Source organism: Bartonella sp. AA168HLJHH, assembly GCF_042197365.1.
Lineage (GTDB): Bacteria > Pseudomonadota > Alphaproteobacteria > Rhizobiales > Rhizobiaceae > Bartonella.
This window is the reverse complement of sequence record NZ_JBHIRS010000046.1, coordinates 1-3,423: the sequence shown is the minus strand read 5'-3', so window position 1 is coordinate 3,423 and position 3,423 is coordinate 1. Positions and strand designations below refer to the sequence as shown.

General features: G+C 37.6%; 1 protein-coding gene. It reads right to left on the bottom strand.

Features of this window, described 5'->3' with window-relative positions:
• Nucleotides 1-2,585: DEAD/DEAH box helicase family protein (locus ACFINM_RS09490; RefSeq protein ID WP_375641255.1), on the bottom strand; the 2,585-nt coding region annotated here is incomplete at its 3' end.
• Nucleotides 2,586-3,423: the final 838 nt, after the last annotated feature.

Here is a 3,423-nt window from a genome sequence, read left to right as displayed (position 1 = left end):
GAATGAATGATAAAATCAACAACCTCAACGGGCGTATAAACAATCCCAAGCCTATCTGTTGTCTTTTTAAATGCCTTGGCAAAAAAACTTTCATAAAGTTTGATAATAAGATTCTGTTTTGCATGAGTTTCTGTAATACCTGCTGTACAGAATGTGACACTTTTGTAAAATTGATCAAGATCTTTGGTTTTTTCTTCAATGTTCGTTTTATCCAGTTCTCTTAAGATCTTGTCCATTGCTTGCGAAATGGCATTGTTCTGTACAAATTCATTACCGTCAAATAAAGCTTCAAACACGGGACGCGTGACAAGATGTTGCGCTAACATCTCAATCGCTTCCTCTTGCTTGATTTCACTGTTGACGTTGTTCTTTAATTCCTTATGGAATGCATCAAAGGCGTGAAAGGCTTCACTCTTTTCATCGGAAATCATATCTTTAAGATGATTGATATGGTTTTGAGCAATCTCAGCAACATTGTTCGCCCATATGCCCCAATAATCCGTGATTTTAAAACTATCCAGAAAAATGGCTTTGACAAAATCAAAAAATTCAGAACGGCGGAATAGGTCTCCTTGTCCTCCAGATACCGATTGAGATTTGCTTTCTGCTGTTCCAATGACACGTCCAGAACTTTCTGTTTTGGATGGTATCGAGATCTCATCAACCGTTGTGGTAAGCTCTTTTAATTCATTGGCTCGTTTAATCTCTATAATTTCAATCGTATGGCTGCTATCTTGTCCTAAAGACATCTGATTAATTGTCCGAGCAAGCCTTTCGTCATGAGAATGTAAAGCATGCAAAACTTGCCAAACAACACGGTATCTCTTATTGTTTTTTAAAGCCTTTTTGGCTTCTAAGTGTGAAGGAATGATAATGGGTAAAATGATATAGCCCGTTTTTTTATTTGGAGCACGACGCATCATACGCCCTACTGCCTGTATCACATCCACTTGGCTATTGCGCGGGTGTAAAAACATGATGGCATCAAGAGCAGGGACATCAATCCCTTCTGAAAGACACCGAACATTGCTTAAGATCCGACAAACGTTTTGACCCGCATCTTCTTTAAGCCAATCCAATTCCTCATTGCGTTTTTTGACGCTTTGCGTTCCGTCAATATGTCTTACTTCACAGTTTAGAAAGGGAACGGTTTGAAGGAAATCATCAATATGAGATTTGATAATTTTATTAAAGAGCTTTGTTATATATTGAGAGGTATTGATATCTTTGCAAAAAGCTAAAGCACATTGCATGGGCTCTGTATCATCATCATCAACAGCCGCTTGCTTATCTATTTTGGTAAGTGCTCTATAACAGCCAATAATTTTTGCCGCATCATCTAAATCAATTTCACGGTTTTCATTGGCAATAATCTCCTGTATGGCTGGTGTGATATAGGTTTCATTAATACCCAAGACCACAATCTTGTAAGGAGTTAAAAGTTCATTATCGACAGCTTCCGCGAAGGTATAATGATGAAGTTGTTTGCCATAAAGGGTTTCATCGTCCATAGATGCCAAAACAGCATTGATCTCATCCGCCCGCCTTTTAGCAGTGTCACTAAAGATACGCGGCGTTGCTGTCATATACAGACGTTTTTTGCCCCGAATGATGCTGTTATCATGAACCTTGATAAATTCAGATTCATGCTTTTCTGTTCCCAACACAACACCAGTTGTTCTATGGGCTTCATCACAAATGATCAGATCAAATTCAGGTAACCCATGGTCTTTTTGTGCATCCGAAAGCACTTGGATAGAATGGTAAGTTGAAAAGATAACCGTCATTGCATCTGTTAGGTTTTCACGCGCTTCTTTGGCAAGGGCTTGGGCATCCGTGGTAGCAGGGAGCACAAGATCTGATGTTTCCATGCCAACAATATCATCTTGGTTTTTACGACGCTTGCCTACTTTTGTATCCGAACACACCGCAAAAGAACGCAAAGGTACTTGTGCATCGGCTGTCCATTCACGGATCGTTTGTGAGACTAAAGCAAGCGAGGGCACCAGAAACAAAACACGCTTGCCTTTTCCTGCTATGTGTTCTGCTATCTTAAGGCTTGTGAAAGTCTTGCCCGTTCCACATGCCATAATCAGCTTGCCACGATCTGCTTCTTTTAACCCTTCACAGACTTTCTTGATGGCCTCTTCTTGATGTGGACGAGGCTCTTTTGTTGATTTCAGAAGAACTTCTTGTTTTGTTGCAAATATTTGCCAATCTATCCGACTGTTTTCCATATGACGAAGGTCAATACGATAAACGGGTATCGCTTGTCCTTTAATCATGGCATTCACATTGTCACTTAATTCCACTTCTGTGCTGTCAACGAGAAGACGATATTTAAAGATGTCTTTTCCAGATGCCGCGATAAAGCTATCAATATCCTTTTTACTGATCTGATGGTCTGCTTGATAAAACTTACACTGAATAGCGACATACCCCTCTTGATGACAAAGCTTAGCCACCAGATCAATGCCGATATCATTTTTATTCCAACCTTCATGCTCTTTAGCCCATTCATAATAGGTTTCTACCTTTTCGTAGCGCCCATAATGGAGAGGGTCATACATAAGATATTTTGTCACAAAATCTTCAAACACTTTCCCTCGTAGAGTATTTGAAGTTGTCTGTTCACGATAGGATTGTAAAAGGGAGCGTAAAGTGAATTGTTAATTATCAGACTTAATAGATTGCAGCATATTGTAATAAAAATCCCTTGCCTTATGAGATGATTAATATTCATCAAAAGAATCAAAACAAATTCAATTAAATGCATTTAAAGCAAATAACGATAAAAAAGGGAAAAAACGGCTAAAAAAAGCCGATATTTTTTTCAAAAGGGGTCTTTAAGGCTGCTTATCAACAGCCCATGACATGGAATAAGATCAGCAAAGTAGTGAAATTTGCTATTCATTTCACGGGTTAATCAAGATAAATGTACTATGGGCTTTAATATATCAGAATAAGTGCTTTGATAGATTTTATGAATCATTTTCCTTATAGGTTTTGAAGGTGTAAAAACCATCAAAACCCCTTCAAAACGTATATTATTAGTTGAATTTATAGGTTGTGTTATCAATATGAGTTGTTTTTTTAAGATCTGTAAAATCTTAACCTATTGAAATATAACGTTTTTACTTTTTATCGTTTTTTTATCTAAAAGGGGCAACCCTCAAAACTCAAAACCCCGTCAAAACCTATAGAGGTTGTGTTTTGGATATCTTTGACACAAGATTTAAAAGGACCTCTGTATGTTTCTTCTTTAAAAAATTATAAAACAAAAACCCTCAAAGATACTTTGTAAACCCTCTGTTGGTACGATAAGATCTTTGAAGGTTTTAAGAATAACAAAAGATTACAATGGCTTCATTGTTTGATGCTGTTGTTTTTAACGAAAGGGTGCCATTCATAACGTATGGTAGG